The sequence below is a fragment of the Staphylococcus durrellii genome (assembly GCF_015594545.1).
GTDB classification, from domain to species: Bacteria; Bacillota; Bacilli; order Staphylococcales; family Staphylococcaceae; genus Staphylococcus; species Staphylococcus durrellii.
In genome coordinates this window covers 277171-296163 of the sequence record NZ_JADIIO010000001.1, presented here as the reverse complement: position 1 = coordinate 296163, position 18993 = coordinate 277171, and the positions used below count along the sequence as shown (strand labels likewise).

Here is an 18993-nt window from a genome sequence, read left to right as displayed (position 1 = left end):
TTCTTTTTATATTATACATATTGCATAACTTTATCTACAGGCATTCTATAAGAACCACGTGCCTCTCTTGCTGCCTTACCAATAGCAATGATAACTACTGGCACATAACGATCAGGGTCTAAATCTAATACTTCAGCGATTTGATCCTCTTCAAAACCACCAATCGGGTTAGTATCATAACCATGTTCTTTCGCTACTAACATAAATTGCATAGCTGCTAAACTACTATCAATTTTAACAACGTCATTCATTTTTTCATTTGTATAAGTATTATATATTTCATTAATTTTAGTTAACACTTGTTCTTTAACATCTGCAGGCATTAAATTATTTTCTACCGCTTGTGAATAAATAAATTCCCCGTTTTCATGACTTTTCATATCTCCAAAAATGACTACCATTGCTGAAGAAGTATCATTTTGGTTTGTATTGAATTGCACTAATGGACGTAATTTTTCTTTTCCTTCGTCACTTTCAACTACCGCAAATCTCCAAGGTTGTAAGTTAACTGATGAAGGTGCCATTGTAGCTTTACGAATCATTTCTTCCATTTCTTCATGAGGGATTTTATAATTTTCATCAAACAATTTTATTGATTTTCTACCAGTTAATATTTCACTGAAACTATTATTTACTGTCACTTTACTTCCTTCTTTCTAATAATAAATTACACTTAATTTAATTCCATATAGAGTATAATAATTATATCTATGGAATATTGCAATGATTTAAGCTCACTTTTAAAATTTTTCTTCTAATTATGTATACTTTTCTCTTATTAGAGTCCAGTGATACCTTTATAAATTAAATAAATACTAATTATAATTAACACGATTTTAAGTAAGTTGGACAGTTTTGCAGAATCAATACTGCGATTTATTTTAACACCAATTTTAGTCCCTATATAGCTCGCAATAATAAGTACAAGGCCATAATGCCAAATAACATGTCCTTGTACGACGTGGCCTAAAGTGCTTGCTAGACTTGAAGTGAAGATAATAATCATACTCGTCGCAACTGCTACGTGAGGAGAAAAATTAAATGCAATAATCATTAGTGGAGTCATTAAGACGCCTCCTCCAATACCGAAGAGACCAGCACTAATACCCACAAAGAACGAGAAGATTATCGCTATAGGCGTATTGACCTTTTTTTCTGCGTCTGAAGATTTTTTAGCAGCTAAGTAGTCCTTAATCATTAAGACGATTGATATTAAAAATAAAAAAATTCCAAAAATAATATTAAAATAAACGTCATTTAAAAAACGACTTAAATATGCGCCCACTAAAGATCCAGGAATTATTCCTATCGAAAAAAGGATACCGTTTTTAAAATCAATCGTATTTTTCCCTTTCTTACGATAGCCTATCATCGAAAAAAGCCCAGTAAAGACTAATGTCAATGAGGAAATACCGACAGCCGTTTGTGTTGTTATGCCTGTAAGTAAATCCGTTTTAGAACCCAAATAAACTAATGTAGGTACGATGATTATACCGCCACCGACTCCGATTAATGAACCGATAATAGCTGAAATCATTCCGATAATGATTAACACTACAATTGTCATAGTTACACACCTTTCATAAACTTGAACATATATTACATATAATTATTCTAACACTTATAGTAACTATGTTATTTATTAATTTTAAATAAATTGATACACAAAAAGGGAGCGCGACTAAAACCAAAATGATTTTGTAGACTCGCCCCCTGCGACAAAGATGACCAAAGTTCAAACAGTTTGCTATAAACGCATCTTCAATTTAGTCAATATTATTCAATTTATTTAGGACTAAAAACTCGCTTGTCTTAACCTTACTTCGCACCATTAAAAAATTCCAAAAAGTTTATCATTCATTATAAGTGTTGGGTTCAGATGCTTGCTTTTTATTATGTGATATTGCATTTAAATGTTGATGGTTTAACGTTAACAACATAATGCTAATTACAATTAAACTACCAATGGTGTCTGAGAAATAATGAGCATGTACAAATATTCTTGAAACAATGATACCAGCAACTAGTAATACACCAATTACTTTAGCCCATTTACTACGCGTTACTAAAATTACTAAACTGACAACTAAACAAACACTCAACACATGCATACTTGGAAAACTATAGCCATCGAAATGAGTTGATGGTCTAGGTCTCTCAATAGCATATTTCATTATTGTACCGATTAAAAATACACAAAAACTCCAAAAACCTAATAACCAAAATTTAGCTCTATTAACAAAGAATAGTATTGCTAAAATAATTAGTACCATAATCAAACAATTAAATGGTTCGAAAATAGTCGATAACATACTTAATATAAGGTTTAAAAAGTCACTATCTAAATATTTATGTAGCCCTTGATATACGTTTTGATCTATTCTACTAATGTTGCCAGTTATAATCGAGATTAATAATGCAATTAGCAACACATAGAGGATAACCATCCCAAAAATCTTTTTCATTATGTAGTGCTCCTTTATTTCTAATTAAATTGTAGTAAACTCTTCTGAAAATTTGTATTACCCTTCAAATATACTGTAAAACATGTTTTGAAGTTATTTTCCTGTAACATTATAAGTAAAACAAATTTACTACTTTTTAACAATCATACTTTGGTTCCAGATAATCAGTCGATAGGGTGAATCTGTGAAAAATTATATAGCTTTCGATATTATTGTATAATAATCTTTATTAATCTAAGTTATTCGTTAATATAAAAAAATGCATAATGCGTTTTCAAATTTGTCAAATTATTTTGAACCTTTTGTGACATAAAGCATATATTATTGTTTATTACTTAATTTAGGCTGATAATGAAGTTGTAATCAATGAGGAGGTATTCAAATGTTAACAGAAAATGAAATACAAACTATTAGAGATACGGTGCCATTATTGAAAGAACACGGTCAAACAATCACCTCTAAATTCTATGATAGATTGTTTATTGAACATCCTGAGTTAAAAAATGTATTTAACCAAACAAATCAAAAGAAAGGTTTACAATCATCAGCTTTGGCTATGGCTGTACTAGCTGCTGCAGAACACATTGATGATTTATCTCCAATCGTACCTGTAATTATGCCAGTAGTTTACAAACACTGTGCTTTACAAGTACTTCCAGAACACTATCCTATCGTTGGTGAAAATTTATTATGGGCTATTAAAGAAGTTACTGGTTTAACTGATGACAGTGAAGTTATCCAAACTTGGGGAAAAGCCTATCAAGAGATAGCTGATGCATTCATAGGATTAGAAAAACAAGTATATGAACAAATGGCCTGGTCAGGATTCAAACCATTTAAAGTCACTAATATTAGCCAAGAAACTAGTAACATTAAATCATTTACGGTACAATCTGATGACATTGACTTAAGCCAATTCACACCAGGTCAATATATCACCGTGGACATCGATAGTCCGAAATTGCCTTATAAAGCTAAAAGACACTATTCAATCGTCGATGGTGGTAAAGATTATTTAACATTTGGTGTGCGTAGAGACGTTACCGAAGACCATGAAGGCGAAGTATCAACAATTCTTCACGACGACATCGAAATAGGAGACACTATTTCGCTTTCAGCACCCGTTGGTGGCTTCGGCATAGTGAATAGCGAAAACAAGCAATTATTCTTAGGCTCTGGGGTAGGTGTAACGCCATTAGTATCTATGTTTAGACAAGCAGTTTCTGAGCATACACGTTCAACTTTCGTTCAAGTAACTTCTGATAGTGACAACGTAGCATTTGAAGAAATGTTAAAAACAATTGAACAACAAGATGATAACAGCAACTTAGAATTACACTATCGCGACACAGATGGTTATTTAACATCAGAAAATTTACAACAACTTATTGATAATGATACAGAAATTTATGTTTGTGGCGGTCAATCATTTATTAATTCTATGATAGTGAACTTAAAAACGCTAAACGTTGCCGAAAGTAAAGTTCACTTTGAAACATTCGTACCAAGATTAAGTTTTACAGTATAATTTAGCAAACTAATCTTTATAAAAACTCATGACAACACATAAAGGACAATGATTCACTTATCAAATAATTTAATTGTTCCTAGTAATTTAAAAGCCAAATAAACGTTAAATACCATTAACCACTATTTTAAAATAAACAAGGCTAAGCTATCGATTGATAGCTTAGCCTTGTTTTTGTGTTTAGTTCATTTTATAAATATTGATGTTCTTTTAAATACTTGATGATTTCTTGTACTGCTTCTTCAACTGACAATTGCTCTGTATCAATAGTAATTTCTGGATTAGAAGGTTCTTCATATGGAGCATTAATACCAGTAAAACCTTGAATTTCACCTGCTCTTGCTTTTTGATATAATCCTTTAGGATCACGTGATTCACAAGCTTCTAAACTACATTTCGTATAAACCTCAATGAATTCACCTTCATCTAATGTCTGACGCACTAATTCTCTATCTTCTTCATAGGGCGAAATAAAGGCAGTCATTGTTAACAATCCTGCATCTACCATTAACTTACCGACTTCTCCGATACGTCTAATATTTTCTTTACGATCTTCGGGGCTAAAGCCTAGATTATTATTTAATCCGTGACGAATATTGTCGCCATCTAAGCGATAGGTATGAATTTGATGCTCAAATAACGCTTTTTCTAACGCTACTGAAACAGTTGATTTACCTGATCCAGATAGACCAGTAAACCACACTACCGCACTCTTATGGTTATTACGTTTTTGTCTTTGTTGCTTTGACACTTCTGAATCGTGCCAAGTAATATTTGTCGCTTCACTCATTGTTTCACTCCTAAATTATACCTTAGTCTCTTGTAACCCTTTAATTAACACGTCTGCAACTTCTGGTCTTGAAAATTCTTTCGGTAATTGTTCACCATTACGTAATTTTTCACGAACTTTTGTGCCACTTAAATGCACATGATATGACTTATCGTGTGGACATGTTTTAGCAGTAGCCATGTTGTCACATTTGGTGCAATAAAAGGCGTGTTCAAATTTAAAGATTTGAATACCTAGTTCTTCTTCATATTGTGAAATAAGCTCTTGAGCATCATATGTACCATAGTAATCGCCAACACCTGCATGGTCTCTTCCGACAATAAAGTGTGTACAGCCATAATTTTTACGCACTGTCGCGTGTAAAATAGCTTCCCTTGGACCTGCATAACGCATCGCAGCTGGATAGATAACTAATCTATTGCGCTCTGCAGGGTAGTAATGTTTCAAAATAACTTGATAGCTTTCCATACGTACTTCGGCAGGGATGTCATCCGATTTGGTCTCTCCGACTAACGGATTTAACAATAATCCATCTACAGATTCTAATGCTGCTTTTTGAATATATTCATGTGCACGATGTACAGGATTTCTCGTTTGAAAACCTACGACAGTTTTCCATCCTAAATCTGCAAATAACTGTCTTGTTTCAGAAGGATCTAAATGAAAATCGACAAACTCATCATGCTTTGGACGATCAACAAGTTCGATTGGGCCAGCTAAGTAAACATTGCCTTTTTCAAATACTTTTTGTACCCCTGGATGTTCAACTTCAGTAGTGCCATATACTTTTTGTGCTTCGTTTGTTTTATCATATGTGTATTTTTCATCAAGAGTTAATACACCATATAAATGATTATCTTCACCGTATAGAGCGATTTGTTGTCCAATTTCGAAAGAGTCGGCTTGGTCTTCTGTTACTGGTAATGTAATTGGAATACTCCAAACTAAACCATTAGCAAGATGTAAATTTTCGACAACATTAGTATAGTCATCTTCTCCCATAAATCCAGTTAGCGGGCTGAAACCACCAATAGCAATTAACTCTAAATCAGATAAACTCCATGGATTTAAAGTTAAGGATGGAAGCGATTGTGCATCTGCAATAAGTTGTTCTTTGCGAGCTCCTTCAGCTTGTCTATTCACAAGCTCACCACCATGTGGCTTGATTGTATTTTCAAGTAATTCTTTAGATAATGTCATTTTGTCTACTCCTTTTTCATTAATTCGCTTGGTCGATTTTGTTAGATTGCTTTTTTTGGCATAAGAAAGGTAGTTGCTTATTTTGATATAAAGTGAAAATTGCTAACATAAACCATAATACGATTACTACGCCCTTAACTATATTACCAACTACTGGGTCACCCACTAAGGTACTTAACAACGTATTAATATTGGTGAAAATGATTATGCCACCAACACAAACAGCTAATAAATATACAGGTAATACTTTCACAACCCATGCTGCGAATGGCGCCGCGATTGCCCCACCTATTGCTAGTGCAATGACTAAACCAATATTAATAAGATGCCAACCTAAGAAAATGATAAATCCTATTGACGCTGATAACGTAATAAAAAATTCACTGGCTGACACTGTACCAATCACATAACGTGGTTCAATTTTATGACGTGCTAAAAATAATGGTGTGTTGACTGGTCCCCAACCTCCACCACCTATAGTGTCTAGAAATCCTGCAATAATGCCTTGAGGTATAATTTGCCATTTTGTAAATGTGCCCCCTTTTAGTTTTCTTTCATGTTGTTTTCTAAATACAAATTGGTAAATAATAAATAACCCCATAGTTAATAGAAATATAGAAATAAAAGGTTTAATTAGACCGCTTTCTATATTACTTAATACTGCTGCACCAATAAAAGCTGCTATTGAGCCTGGAAGTGCTAACTTCACAACCATTTTTTTATCTACATTTTTAAATTTATAATGCGAGACGCCTGATGCTGCTGTTGTAGCAATTTCAGAAAAATGGATTGTCGCAGATACGATTGCTGGCGTAATACCTGCCGTTAACAATATAGAAGATGATGTTGCACCGAATCCCATGCCCAATGATCCATCAATCATTTGTGCAAAAAATCCAGCGAGTGCAAATATTAATAATTTTTTCATTTAGCACTGTCTTCCTTTCGTCTGTCATATTTGTGATTTAATCCAACTCAATGCTTTTTGTTGATGCGCTGTATTTTTGTATTCGTCTGCTAATACTTCAGCTAGCAATTGGTTCTTTTTTTGTTCGTTAACATTTAGTTGTTTTACTGCTTGTCGATAATCATACAAAAAATCTACGTAAGCACTATAATCTTCTGTGTATTGCTCTTTTAGTTGTCGAACTATGTCAGTGGTAAGTTTTGGACTGGCACCTCCGGTAGAAACACCTATAACCAATTTCCCTCGTTGAATAATGGCAGGGAACATCGTATCACCTGAAGTAGCTTCTCCTGACATATTTAGTAGTGCATGGACTGGGGCTTCTTCTTTGATTTGGTTATTCACCGTTACGTTATTCGTCGCTACAACAATCAAATCCGCATCATTTATATCGGCAAACTCATATTTTTTTGCATGCCAAGTTATGAAACCTTGCTTATTATAATGCAATAACGTTTCTGTTAAATGAGGACTGACAATGTCGATATGTGATGAATATTGCAATAACGTCTTAACACGTCGTTGCGCAATTTTACCGCCACCGATGACTACGATATGTTTATCTGATAAATCTAATAATAACGGCATAAATGACATCATCAATTTCCCCTTTCTCTATTGTTGAGGTGCTGCTACTAATGTTTCATTAACTCTATCTTTTAACGCTTCTTTCATAGCTTCATGGTTCCCAAGATGGTCACATAAAATAATATCTCCATGCACCTTCGAATCATCAACCGTTTTCCTGATATGTTTCTCTAATACACCAGTAAACCATATATAAGGCACGATAAAAATTTGCGAATATTCTGAATCTAAAGCGGATGTTAATGCATCTTCAAATGAAGGCTTACAAGCCGCAAGATAACATACATCTATATCTTTAAATCCAGTTATGTCTCCTAAATCACTAGCGATTGCTTCGATATCAATTTTAGTTTGTGGATTATAACTGCCTCGGCCAACGACCAAAATTTTAGCATCATCATTAGGAATAACATTCGTTTCTTCGATACGTTCTTTCAAAATATTGGTAAGTTGTGATTGGACGCCTAATGGTTGTCCATAAGTGAATGTAACTTCTGGTAAAGTTGTTTTTACTTTTTCAAGCTCTGCTGGAATATCTTTAAAGTAATGACCCGCGCTAAGTAATAACACAGGTATTACCGAAATTTCGGTAGCACCTTTTTTCACTAAAGTTTCAATACCTTGTGCTACAGTTGGTTCGGCCAATTCTAAAAAACAAATCTCTTGTAGTGGTACATTTACTCTGCGTTTTACATCTTCTATAAATTGAATTGCTTCAGCAGTTGCTTCAGCAATTCGACTTCCATGACTGACATATAATATTCCACGCATAATGTTACCTCCAATAATTAATAGCTTATCGCTTCTAACAAATTATCTTGAAGTTGTGTAGATTCAAACCAACTAATTTTATCTCTTAATTTAACAACCTCTCCAACGATAATCATTGCTGGATTTTTAACGCCCTCTGCACGTTCTACTATATCTGTTAATGTGCCAGTTACTGTTTGTTGGTTTTCTGTAGTGCCATAATGTACAAGCGCTACAGGTGTACTTTCATTTTTGCCATGCTTTAATAACAAGCGACAAATATCTGGTAATTTTTTAACACCCATATAAATACATAACGTATCAGGTCCGTGCACTAAACTTTTCCAATAGTCATCAGCATCTATATCATCTTTTATAACACCTGTTACAAATGCTACCGATGAGCTATAGTCGCGATGTGTTACTGGGATACCAGCATAAGCTGGAGCAGCAACGCCTGACGTAATGCCAGGAACAATTTCGAATTGTATGTGCGCTGCCGCTAGTTGTTCAGCTTCTTCCCCACCTCTTCCAAAAATAAATGGGTCTCCGCCTTTAAGTCGTGTCACAGTGTTACCGCTTTGAGCTAAATCAACAAGCAAATCATTTATTTCTTCTTGTGGCAATGAATGATGGTTTGGATGTTTTCCGCAATACACTAATTTAGCCTCAGATGATGCATAATCTAATAGTGTTTGATTAACGAGACGATCATATAAAATTACATCTGCTTGTTCTATTGCTTTTACACCTTTGACCGTTATTAAATCAGGGTCTCCAGGCCCAGCTCCAACTAAAAATACTTTTCCCATTATGCCACCTCATTTTTGAAATATATTAGCTATGAAATTTTTGTCCATCAGTAACTTCTTCAACGATGCCTGCACGAATTACGAAATCACCAAAGTGTTCGCCTTCTTCTCTCTCTTTTGCATATTGAAGGAATAGTGGACCTAAAGTGTCTAAAATTTCTTCTTCGCCAATATTTTCTTTATATAATTTATTTAATCTATCTCCAATAAAGCCCCCACCAAGATATAAATTATATTTACCTGGCGCCTTACCGATAAATGCAATTTCAGCTAACGCTGGTCTCGCACAACCGTTAGGACAACCAGTCATACGAATTGTAATTTCTTCTTCTTGTAAACCTGCTTCGTCTAATAATCCTTCGATTTTATTTAGTAATGAAGGTAAATAACGTTCTGATTCTGCCATAGCAAGCCCACATGTAGGAAATGCAACACATGCCATTGAATTACGACGTAAACCAGAGTAGTTTTCACCATCTGTGATGCCATATTCATCAATAATTTTTTGAATAACAGGTTTTTGTTCTTCCGAAACGTTCGCTATAACTAAATTTTGGTTAGGAGAAAGTCTAAAATCGCCAGTGTGTATTTCAGCGATTTTTCTAAGTGCAGTTTTTAACTTATAATCTTTTGTATCTTTGACACGACCATTTTGAATAAATAATGTGAAGTGCCATTTGCCGCTTCCTTCTGTCCAACCATAACGGTCTCCGTTATGGTCAAAATGAAAGTCACGTATGGTTTCAACTTCATAACCTAAACGTCTATGAAGTTCTTCTCTTACCCAGTCTAAACCTAATCTATCTACTGTATATTTAAAGCGCGCGTTTGTACGTACTTTACGGTTACCATAATCACGTTGAATCGTTAATATTTTTTCACAGACATCAATAATTTTATCTTTTGATACATAACCTAGTAATTTACCGACTTGTGGGTATGTTTCTGGCATACCATGTTTCATGCCCATACCTCCACCAACAGAGATATTGAAACCAATTAATTTTTCATCTTCATCTGTTATGGCGATTAAACCAATATCTTGTGAGTAAACATCCACATCATTAGATGGTGGTACTGAAATGCCGATTTTGAATTTACGTGGCAAGTATGTACGACCATACATTGGTTCTACTTCTTCACTAGTGCTTAATACTTTTTCTCCGTCTAACCAAATTTCATGATAAGCACCTGTTTGTGGTGATAAATGATTACTAATTTGTGTTGCATATTCATTTACTTCATCATGTACTCCTGATTGATAAGGATTTGGATTACACATTACATTACGATTTACGTCACCACAGGCTGCCAGTGAGTCCATAAGTGCGTTATTAATATTTTGCATGGATGATTTAAGATTACGTTTTAATATGCCGTGGAATTGGAACGCTTGTCTTGTTGTTAATTTAATTGTGTGGTTAGCATAAGTGTCTGAGATGTCATCCATTGCAATCCATTGTTCAGGCGTTGCCGTCCCACCTGGTACACGGACTCTAATCATGAAACTATATGCCGGTTCTAATTTTTGTTTACGTCTTTCATCACGTATGTCTCTATCATCTTGCATATAACTACCGTGGAATTTTAGTAATTTAGTATCGTCTTCTGCAATTGAACCCGTAATAGGATCTTCTAAACCTTCGACGATTGTTCCTCTAAGGTAATTACTTTCTGCTTTAATTCGTTCCATTTCATCGAGTTTTTCTAATAACTCTGAATTAAAATCAGCCATGCTTTCATCCCTTTCTAATATTAATAAATATCTCGTTGATATCGTTTTTCTGTCTTCATTTGATTCAAGTATGCTTCTGCATCTGCTTCGCTCATGTTACCTTCTTTTGCGATGACACGAAGAATGGCCTCATTAACATCTTTTGCCATATACTTTTCGTCACCACACACGTAAATTGCAGCGCCTTCTTCTAACCACTGGAAGAATAATTCACTGTTTTCTTCGATACGATGCTGAACATATACTTTCTCATCAGTATCACGAGAGAAAGCAACGTCTAATTTGCTTAATATGCCATCTTCTAACCAAGTTTGCCAATCTGTTTGATATAAGAAATCGGTCGTAAAGTGTTGTTCACCGAAGAATAACCATGTATTACCTTTTAAGTCTAATTCTTCACGTTCTTCAAGATAGCTTCTAAATGGTGCTACACCAGTTCCTGGACCAATCATGATAACTTTTTTGTCTTCCTCAAATGGGAACTTAAAGTTTGGATTTTTCTTCAAATACATTTTAACAGTATCACCAGGTTGCACGCGTTCTGCTAATTGAATTGAACAAACACCTTCTCTATCTCTATCGTGGGCATTGTATCTTACTGCTCCCACTGTAATATGCACTTCATCTGGATTAGCTCTATAACTACTTGCAATTGAATATTCTCTTGCAGGTAATTTTCTTAATGCTTCTAATAGATCATTCGGTTGAATGTTTGACGCGTTGTAAGCTTTAAAGAAGTCTATTAAATCGCGCCCTTCAACGTACGCTTGAACCCAACCATCTTCTGCTAATTTTTCGTTCAGTGATTCATCGTTAACTAATTCAGCTAATTTTTTCACTAAAGGAATCGTTAATTTCGTTATTTCAAAATGTAAAGTAAACGCATCTGTTAATGAGGCAGTGTTACCTTTATTATCGATTTCAACAGTAAGTTCAGGATCCCACCCAAGTAAGCTGATTAATTGTGTTACTATGACCGGATCATTTTCTGGAATAATCGCTAGACAATCCCCAGGTTCAAAACCTTCCCCGTAATTGTCTAATAATAATTCAACGTGTCTTACTTCTTTATTAGAACCACGTCCCGTTAAATTGATATTTTCTAACACTTCTGCTTCATATGGATTTGATTTAGAATATTTTTTCTCTTTTGCAGATTGTACTGTTTCCGTAGTTTCTGCTACAGCAGCACGATTATCATTCGGACCGCTTAAAGCTTCTAAAACATTTTGCATCCAGTTTTCTGCTGGCTCATCAAAATCTAAATCACAATCAACTCTATCTGTTAAACGTTCACCGCCTAATTCGGCTAATCTTGCATCGAAATCTTTACCTGTTTGACAGAAGAATTCGTACGATTCATCGCCTAGCGCTAAAACTGAATAACGTAAGCCTTCTAATTTTGGCGCTTTTCTACCATGTAAAAATTCATGGAATGTAATAGCGTTATCTGGTGGATCTCCTTCACCATGCGTCGCCGAAACGATGAATAAGTCTTCAACTTTCTTTAGTTCTTTAGTTTTAAAGGCGTCCATAGAAGATAATGTTACTGTATAACCATTTTCTGTTAGCCTTTCATCTAGTAATTCAGCAATACTTTGTGCGTTGCCTGTTTCTGAACCATAAAGTACAGTAATGTCTCTAGGTTTTACGTCTTCTACACTTTGTGTTGCCTCAGGTGCTTGTTGAATCTGTTGTATATCTTCACTTGTCGTAGTTGCTTGTTGGTTTGCAGCTAAATATCCACTCAACCAAAGACGTTGTTCTGGTGTCATTGATTGAACTAGTTGATTTAATTGTGCTGCTTGTTCTTCATTAAATGGACTGTTCGTTACGCTAAATTGCAAGGGAATTTCACCTCATATATTAATATTTGACTAGTATTTAACTGGAATAGTGTGTGAAACTTCCGAACACTAAGTCATTTCACTTTATAAATCTACTATATAACATCTTTTATAAAATCGCTTAATAAATAAGTGTTACAGTTTAAAAAATTCATAAACGTATAATTCCAATTAGAATACTAGGTTTTGTGTTTTAAAAAATAAGCTATCTAACAATAGCATTATATATTACTTAGAATTATTATCTACCGTGTGCAAACCACACTCTGTTTTTCCAAAACCAGACCATCTTCCCTCGCGAGAATCTCCTGAGGCTGAAACAGCTGATGTACAAGGTATACATCCAATACTTGGATAGTTAAAATCATGTAATTCGTTATAAGTTAAATCATGTCGTTCAATGTATTGCCATACATCATCCCATGTCCAATGAATTAACGGACAAACTTTGACTGATTTAAAACGTTCATCTTTATTTAAGAAATTTGTATTTTGCCGACTTGGTGATTGTTCACGTCTTAATCCTGAAACCCATGCTGTCGCACCAGATAATACCTCTTCTAATGGTTTAATTTTACGTATATAGCAACATTGATTAGGCTCTTTTTTCCATAGTGCTGGTCCATATTGTTCTGATTGCTCATCTAAAGTTAAATCCGGTTTCTTAAGTTGTATATTTAACTCTGGATATCTTTCTTTCACTCTATCAATCAGATCATATGTTTCTTGAAAATGTAAATCTGTGTCTAAAAAAACTATCTTAGCGTCAGGTCTTACTTGAGATATTAAATCAATTAATATCATACCTTCAGCTCCAAAGCTACAAGAATAAATAATGTTATCTCCGTAACTATCGTACGCCCATTTTAACACCTCATAAGCACCTTTTGTTTCGTTATTTATATCGATATTTTGAAACACATCGGAAGTAAAATTATTATAGGTTACCTTTGTTTCTGTCATAAATTATAGGCCCCCTCGCATTATTTAGTTGCTCACATTATTGACTTAATTATAAAAACTCTAATTTAGAATTTTTAGAAAATAATAATTATGCTAACTACCATACCCGATGTACATATACATGTCAATACTCATTTACATGTTCAAACGCTTATACAATCGCTTAAAGAAGCTATAAAAACGATGTGCAAGCCTCTATTTCAACATACAAATAAGCACTTTCAAATTTTAAAATTAGCATGATTTAATTACATTCATTTTAATCTAGCCAATTTTTTAATTTTGAACGCGCTCATCGTAAATTCATATCTTCGAATATTTGTAGTATTCCTTCAGGCTTACTTACCTCTAAAATCACATATTTTGAGCAAACGTCACGATAATATTTTTATAATTTTCTATAGAATCAACTTCTACGTACTCTCCATCGCCATGCCAATGATTACCTGATGGGCCAAATTCTACTGCAGGAACATTAAATCGAGAGAAATAACGCGTATCTGCAAAACCATGTTGGCCAAACAATTTCACTTCATCCTTATTTGTATGTTGTTTAATCTCACCTACCAGCTGTTTAATGTACGGTTGATTTTTATCATTCATAACAGGAGGACCCTCAAGATTGATATGTATTTTGCCATCAGTAATGCCTTCTATTTCTTTTAATATTTGAGATTGGTTTTGAGTCGGTAGATAGCGTATATCAAAAGATAAAGTACATGCATCTGGCACCTTGTTATAAACTTCACCACCATGAATTTTAGCTAAATTAATAGATGGGCCATCGTAGAACTCTGTGCTTTCACTTGCAAATGGTAAATGAAGCAACTGGTCATAAACTTCAAATGCTTTGTCAATAGCATTTACCCCTTCCCAAGGACGACTGCCATGTGCCGACGCACCAGATAATTCAATATCAATTTGCAATATCCCCTTTGCCTGAAATCCGATATCAATCTGAGTAGGTTCTGGACAGATAACGAAATCACCTAAATAACCTTCATTCGTTAAATAATTAGCACAGTTTTTACCGCCTATTTCTTCATCTGTTACTAATTGTAATTGTACTTTTGTTTGTGTCAGCTCCAATTTATTTAATTCAGCTACAGCAACCATAATTGCTGCTACACCTGCCTTCATGTCAGCACTGCCGCGACCATAGAGCTTGCCTTCTTTAATAATTGGATCAAATTGTGTTTCTTTACCACTAACTACATCCACATGTCCGTTTAACACTAATGTTTTATCTCCTTGTCCAACTTCGCATATCAACATGTCAAAACCATTATTAGAAATAATTTCAGCAGTTACCCCTTCACTTTCCAACCAGCGTTTACAGAAGGCTATCGTTTCATTGGCGACGCTTTTATCAGAACTATCGTATTTAATTAGTTGTTGTAACAACTCTACAGCTTTACTCATTTCCTACCCCTCCGTCTATTAATTTGAAAAAAGTATAAGTCATTTTCTGAATATTGACAAGGTTTAGATAATTTAATACAATTAAATTATCTTGGAGTGTAACTCCAATATCTTTTAACAATCAATATTAAGTGAATATACTAAGCAATGGCGCTTATGTAACTTATAACTTTAAGTCTAAGTTAGTTACGTAAGCGTCTTTTTGTACGTAAAGGGGGCACTTTTATGAGTAAAGAACTAAATCATAACTGGATTAATGGTAAACAACTACAAACGGCTAACACGTTAGAAGTTGTAAACCCTGCTAATGGTGATGTCGTCGGTCAAGTACCTAAAGTTGCTGAAGCAGATGTTCAGCAAAGTATAGAAGCTGCACATGGTGCATTTCAACAATGGTCTAAATACACTGCCGATTATCGTGGCGAAATTTTAGAACAATGGGCTGACAACTTGTTAGCAAAGCAAAACGAACTAGCCTTAATTATGTGTGAAGAACAAGGCAAACCATACGCGGAAGCATTCGGCGAAATTGGCGTTTGTGCCAAATTCATTCGATGGTATGCCGCTGAAGGCAAACGTATTTATGGTGAAATCATCCCTCCATCATCTCCGCAACAGCGTATCTCTGTGTTAAAACAGCCTGTCGGAGTTTGTGGGTTAATCACTCCTTGGAATTTCCCTGGAGCAATGATTGCGAGAAAAGTAGCACCTGCCTTAGCAGCAGGATGTACAGTAATCGTTAAACCTTCTAGCGAAACGCCTAGAATTGCGATCGCAATCTTCGATGAACTAATGGCAACAGATATTGATGATGGCGTAGCCAATATTTTAACTGGTAGCGCATCATTAATTTCAGATACTTTATTTAATGATCATCGTGTTAGAAAAATGTCGTTCACTGGATCTACTAACATCGGTAAATCATTGATGCAAAAAGCAGCTAATCATATTACACGCATATCTCTAGAATTAGGTGGTAATGCACCTGCAATCGTCTTACCTGATGCAGATTTAGAGGCTGCAGCTAATGCTATTGTCGACAACAAATTCGAAAATACAGGCCAAATGTGTAATGGTATTAATACCATTTTAGTACACAAAGACGTAAAAGATGTATTCACAGAAAAAGTCATTAACAGCGTTAAACAACTTACGGTCGGACCAGCAAGTGATGATAATGCTCAAGTTGGCCCACTCATCAATGCAGACGCTATTAACAAAGTAGAACAGTTAGTCAACGAAGCTAAAAGTAATGGGGCAACTATTGCCACAGGAGGTAAGAAATTACCAATTTCTGACTTCGGCTTATTTTATGAGCCAACCGTTATAACTAACGTTAAGCCTGACATGTCTATCGCTCAAGAAGAAATTTTCGGTCCAGTTGCTCCTATTATCGAATTTGCAGATGAACAAGAAGCGATTGATATCGCCAATGCTTCACCATATGGGTTAGCTGCTTACTTCTTCTCTAATAATGTGAATACAATTCATAAAGTTAGCGAACAACTAGAATTCGGCATGATTGGTGTAAACGGCACACAACTTAGCGTGCCTCAAGCACCATTTGGAGGTATTAAAGAAAGTGGTATGGGTCGAGAAGGTGGACATCATGGGTTGGATGGCTTCTTAGAATTGAAATATATTTCATTAACATTAAATGAATAAATAAATTAAGGGGTTGGAAGTTATGTTTAAAGAAATTAATCCTAACACTAAATCTGGTAATATCAGTAAAAGTGAATTACTTCAACTTGTAGAGGAAGATAAAATTAACACTGTAGTGCTAGGCTTTTGTGATATGCAAGGTCGTTTGATGGGTAAGCGTATTACCGGCGATTTTATTTTAGAAAATGATATTTCTGAAGGCACACATTTTTGTAACTATTTATTAGGTACGAACTTTGAAATGGATACAAACGAGGGCTTTGAATATATGAACTGGAATAAAGGCTACGGTGATTACTTGGCAAAACCAGATTGGGACACACTAAAAGTTGTGCCATGGTTGGATAAAACAGCGATGGTCTTCTGTGACGTATATACAGAGGACGGTAGTGAAAAAATATGTATCGCTCCAAGATCTATCCTACAACGTCAAATCAAAAAAGCTGAAGAACACGGCTTATCACCTCACCTAGCTAGTGAATTAGAATTTTATCTATTCAATGATTCATTCGAAAATATTGATAAAAAAGGATATGCCAATTTAGAAGCAGCAGGACACCTTAACGAAGATTATAACTTGCTACAAGGAACAAAAAACGAACCTATTTATCAAGAAATCAGAGATCAAATGCACCGCATGGGTATCGTTATTGAATCTTCAAAAGGTGAAGCATACAAAGGACAACACGAAATCAACTTAAAATATGATCATGCTTTAAAAGCAGCGGATCAACATATTATGTTTAAACACGGTATGAAAGAAATTTGTATTCAGAACGATAAGGCAGTAACGTTTATGGCTAAACCTTATGCTGAATGGACAGGTTCAAGTGGTCACATTCATCTTAGTATGATGGAAAAAGGTACATCTAACAATGCCTTTTACGCTGGTGACGATGCTGAAAATCCAATGTCTGAAACAATGCAACATTTCTTAGCAGGCGTTATTAAGTACACTAAAGATTTTGCTTTAATGTATGCACCTTATGTCAATTCTTACAAACGTTTCGCACCAAACTCTTGGGCGCCAGTTAGTATTGCATGGAGTCGCGATAACCGTTCTGCTGGTTATAGAACAGTTGGACATGGTAATGCATTACGTTTCGAGTCTCGTATTTCAGGTGCAGATATGAACCCGTACCTCGCTTATTCTGCATTAATTGGTGCAGGGTTGTATGGTATCGAACATAAAATCCCACTCGAAGATGAATTAAAAGGTAATGCTTATGAACAAGACAGCATCGACCGTATCCCTTCTTCTTTACATGAAGCTATTTATCACTGGAAAAATAGTGACGTAGTAAAAGAAGTGCTAGGCGAAGATGTAGCAAAACACTATCTCCACGCAGCACATTCTGAACAAAATGACTTTGATTCCTATGTAACTACTTGGGAACGTTCACGCTATTTCGAACAAAGCTAATTCATTGATATTTAGGAGGTAAGATTTATGAGATTAAAAGACAAAGTATGCATCATCACAGGAGCTGGCGGAGGCATGGGTCTCGTTGCAGCACAAAAATTTGCAGCTGAGGGCGCTAAAGTAGCTATCTTCGAAAGAGACGAGTTAGCTGGCCAAACAGCAACTAATGATATTGTTCACAACGGAGGAGAAGCTAAGTTTTTCCAAGTCGATATTTCAGATGAACAACAAGTGAAAAAAGCTGTCGAAGAAACTGTAGCATCTTTTGGTAGAATCGACGTATTATATAACAACGCTGGCGTTATGCCTTCAGCCGATAATTCTGTCGTGAATACCTCTGAAGAAGTTTGGGACTTAGTCATGAACATTAACGTTAAAGGAATATTCTTTATGACTAAATATGTTATTCCTGAAATGGAAAAAAATGAATCTGGTTCAATAATTAATATTGCCTCTTTCGTAGCGGAAATGGGTTGTTCGGTGCCGCAAGACGCTTATACCGCTTCAAAAGGTGCTGTCGTTTCATTAACAAAATCTTTAGCAATTCAATTCAGACCTAAAGGCATTCGCACAAATGCGATTAGTCCCGGACCAATTGAAACACCGTTATTAATGGAATGGCTCGTATCTGATGAAGCTGCCAAGAAAGAACGTTTAGACAGACAGCCGACAGGTAGATTTGGTAAACCTGAAGATATCGTTAACTGTGCGCTATACTTAGCATCTGACGAATCAGATTGGACTAATGGTGCTAACATTAATGTTGATGGTGGTATCACAGCAAATTACTTCTAATCAGTTCATAACTTAATCACTTATAAAGATGAGTCAGACGTCT

General features: G+C 35.1%; 17 protein-coding genes. 4 read left to right on the top strand and 13 right to left on the bottom strand.

Features of this window, described 5'->3' with window-relative positions; translation table 11 throughout:
• Window positions 1–11: 11 nt before the first annotated feature.
• The 3 genes from ISP02_RS01245 to ISP02_RS01235 all read right to left on the bottom strand — a co-directional run bounded on the left by ISP02_RS01245 (window position 12) and on the right by ISP02_RS01235 (window position 2465).
• Window positions 12–641, bottom strand: a complete 630-nt coding sequence (locus tag ISP02_RS01245; protein ID WP_195719856.1) for a nitroreductase family protein — start codon at window positions 639–641, stop codon at window positions 12–14.
• A gap of 137 nt (window positions 642–778) precedes the next feature.
• Complete coding sequence (locus tag ISP02_RS01240; RefSeq protein ID WP_195719855.1) at window positions 779–1567, bottom strand: sulfite exporter TauE/SafE family protein; 789 nt, start codon at window positions 1565–1567, stop codon at window positions 779–781.
• A 286-nt stretch (window positions 1568–1853) separates the two neighbouring features.
• Window positions 1854–2465 (bottom strand): phosphatase PAP2 family protein, encoded by a 612-nt coding sequence (locus ISP02_RS01235; RefSeq protein ID WP_195719854.1) that lies wholly within the window; start codon window positions 2463–2465, stop codon window positions 1854–1856.
• Between the two features lie 382 nt (window positions 2466–2847).
• Between ISP02_RS01235 and ISP02_RS01230 the strand changes: the two genes are divergently transcribed.
• The gene (locus tag ISP02_RS01230) at window positions 2848–3993 is read left to right on the top strand and encodes a globin domain-containing protein (RefSeq protein WP_195719853.1); all 1146 of its coding nucleotides are present in this window, start codon (window positions 2848–2850) and stop codon (window positions 3991–3993) included.
• A 190-nt stretch (window positions 3994–4183) separates the two neighbouring features.
• Here ISP02_RS01230 and cysC read toward each other — a convergent pair whose 3' ends face one another.
• The 10 genes from cysC to ISP02_RS01180 all read right to left on the bottom strand — a co-directional run bounded on the left by cysC (window position 4184) and on the right by ISP02_RS01180 (window position 15067).
• Window positions 4184–4783, bottom strand: coding sequence for an adenylyl-sulfate kinase (gene cysC, locus ISP02_RS01225; protein ID WP_195719852.1), 600 nt, complete (start codon window positions 4781–4783; stop codon window positions 4184–4186).
• Window positions 4784–4798: 15 nt separating this feature from the next.
• Window positions 4799–5983 (bottom strand): sulfate adenylyltransferase, encoded by a 1185-nt coding sequence (sat, locus tag ISP02_RS01220; protein WP_195719851.1) that lies wholly within the window; start codon window positions 5981–5983, stop codon window positions 4799–4801.
• Between the two features lie 19 nt (window positions 5984–6002).
• Window positions 6003–6911 carry a sulfite exporter TauE/SafE family protein gene (locus ISP02_RS01215; protein ID WP_195719850.1) on the bottom strand — a complete coding sequence of 303 codons (909 nt, stop codon included), beginning with the start codon at window positions 6909–6911 and terminating at the stop codon, window positions 6003–6005.
• A gap of 24 nt (window positions 6912–6935) precedes the next feature.
• Window positions 6936–7550 carry an NAD(P)-binding protein gene (locus tag ISP02_RS01210; protein WP_195719849.1) on the bottom strand — a complete coding sequence of 205 codons (615 nt, stop codon included), beginning with the start codon at window positions 7548–7550 and terminating at the stop codon, window positions 6936–6938.
• A 15-nt stretch (window positions 7551–7565) separates the two neighbouring features.
• Window positions 7566–8309 carry a sirohydrochlorin chelatase gene (locus tag ISP02_RS01205; protein ID WP_195719848.1) on the bottom strand — a complete coding sequence of 248 codons (744 nt, stop codon included), beginning with the start codon at window positions 8307–8309 and terminating at the stop codon, window positions 7566–7568.
• A 17-nt stretch (window positions 8310–8326) separates the two neighbouring features.
• Window positions 8327–9100 (bottom strand): uroporphyrinogen-III C-methyltransferase, encoded by a 774-nt coding sequence (gene cobA / locus ISP02_RS01200; protein ID WP_195719847.1) that lies wholly within the window; start codon window positions 9098–9100, stop codon window positions 8327–8329.
• A 25-nt stretch (window positions 9101–9125) separates the two neighbouring features.
• Window positions 9126–10835 carry an NADPH-dependent assimilatory sulfite reductase hemoprotein subunit gene (locus ISP02_RS01195; protein WP_195719846.1) on the bottom strand — a complete coding sequence of 570 codons (1710 nt, stop codon included), beginning with the start codon at window positions 10833–10835 and terminating at the stop codon, window positions 9126–9128.
• Window positions 10836–10855: 20 nt separating this feature from the next.
• A complete protein-coding gene (locus ISP02_RS01190) occupies window positions 10856–12682 on the bottom strand; it encodes an assimilatory sulfite reductase (NADPH) flavoprotein subunit (RefSeq protein WP_195719845.1) in 1827 nt (608 codons plus the stop codon).
• A 228-nt stretch (window positions 12683–12910) separates the two neighbouring features.
• The gene (locus ISP02_RS01185) at window positions 12911–13645 is read right to left on the bottom strand and encodes a phosphoadenylyl-sulfate reductase (RefSeq protein ID WP_195719844.1); all 735 of its coding nucleotides are present in this window, start codon (window positions 13643–13645) and stop codon (window positions 12911–12913) included.
• A 354-nt stretch (window positions 13646–13999) separates the two neighbouring features.
• On the bottom strand, window positions 14000–15067 hold the full coding sequence (locus ISP02_RS01180) for a M20 family metallopeptidase (RefSeq protein ID WP_195719843.1): 1068 nt from the start codon (window positions 15065–15067) through the stop codon (window positions 14000–14002).
• Window positions 15068–15292: 225 nt separating this feature from the next.
• On the opposite strand from ISP02_RS01180, the gene ISP02_RS01175 reads away from it, so the two are divergent.
• Genes ISP02_RS01175 through ISP02_RS01165 form a run of 3 tightly spaced genes read left to right on the top strand, consistent with a single transcriptional unit; the run spans window position 15293 to window position 18950 of the window.
• Window positions 15293–16732 carry an NAD-dependent succinate-semialdehyde dehydrogenase gene (locus ISP02_RS01175; RefSeq protein ID WP_195719842.1) on the top strand — a complete coding sequence of 480 codons (1440 nt, stop codon included), beginning with the start codon at window positions 15293–15295 and terminating at the stop codon, window positions 16730–16732.
• A 22-nt stretch (window positions 16733–16754) separates the two neighbouring features.
• Window positions 16755–18155: a glutamine synthetase family protein gene (locus tag ISP02_RS01170; protein WP_195719841.1), complete on the top strand. Its 1401-nt coding sequence runs from the start codon at window positions 16755–16757 to the stop codon at window positions 18153–18155.
• Window positions 18156–18182: 27 nt separating this feature from the next.
• On the top strand, window positions 18183–18950 hold the full coding sequence (locus tag ISP02_RS01165) for an SDR family NAD(P)-dependent oxidoreductase (RefSeq protein WP_195719840.1): 768 nt from the start codon (window positions 18183–18185) through the stop codon (window positions 18948–18950).
• The last annotated feature ends 43 nt before the right edge of the window (window positions 18951–18993 follow it).